The organism is Aeromonas sp. R2-2 (genome assembly GCF_040908355.1).
Lineage (GTDB): Bacteria > Pseudomonadota > Gammaproteobacteria > Enterobacterales > Aeromonadaceae > Aeromonas > Aeromonas veronii.
In genome coordinates this window covers 1-1,006 of the sequence record NZ_JBFODQ010000010.1, presented here as the reverse complement: position 1 = coordinate 1,006, position 1,006 = coordinate 1, and the positions used below count along the sequence as shown (strand labels likewise).

1 pseudogene is annotated in these 1,006 nt (G+C 54.5%); it reads left to right on the top strand.

Annotated features, from left to right (window positions below):
• Nucleotides 1-21: 21 nt before the first annotated feature.
• Nucleotides 22-1,006 (top strand): annotated as a pseudogene (locus tag AB5Z09_RS01950) (IS3 family transposase); the annotation flags it as partial.

Below are 1,006 nucleotides of genomic sequence, written 5' to 3'. Positions count from 1 at the left end.
CACCATGACCTGAGGTGTTCAATGACAAGATTACGTCGCTCATTTACTGCCGAATTCAAACTCGAAGCCGCATCCCTGGTGCTCGACCAGGGATATTCTGTCCCTGAAGCCAGCCGTTCACTGGATGTCGGTGAAACAGTGCTCCGTCGCTGGGTTCAGCAACTGCAATCCGAACGCAGTGGCACAACCCCAACTAATAAAGCGCTGACACCAGAGCAGCAGAAAATTCAGGAGCTGGAAGCCCGTATCAACCGGCTCGAACGTGAAAAGGACATTCTAAAAAAGGCTACTGCTCTCTTGATGGCGGACGAGTTCACACGTACACGCTGATAGACCAATTAAGAGAGCAAGCCCCCATCACTTTGGTCTGCTGCGCTTTCGATGTTCCAACATCCTGCTTTTACGACTATCTGGCTCGCAGGCGGACGATTAACCGTGAACGTATGCAACAGCGCTGTGAGTTGCGCCGGTTGTTCAAAGCGAGCCGGAACTCAGCGGGCAGCCGCGCCTTGATGTCGATGATGCGGGAGTTGGGGTATCAGATTGGTCGATTCAAAGTACGTAACCTGATGAAGGAAGCCGGGCTGGTATCCAAGCAACCGGGCGCTCATCGCTATCAAGTCGCTCGGTCTGAACGACCGGACATTACCAATCTGCTGGCCCGCGAATTTGATGTCCAGCAACCCAATCAGGTGTGGTGTGGCGATATCACCTACGTCTGGGCAGGTGGTCGCTGGCATTATCTGTCAGCGGTTCTTGACCTGTATACCCGGCGGGTCGTGGGCTGGGCGATGTCAGATAAACCAGATGCCGAGCTGGCCATCAAAGCACTTGAGATGGCGTATCAGCAACGAGGTTGCCCTTCTGGTGTGCTATTTCACTCTGACCAGGGCTGCCAATATGGTAGCCGGGCATTTCGGCAACGACTGTGGCGCTATCGCATGACCCAGAGTATGAGTCGGCGTGGCAACTGCTGGGATAACGCCCCGATGGAACGGTTGTTCAG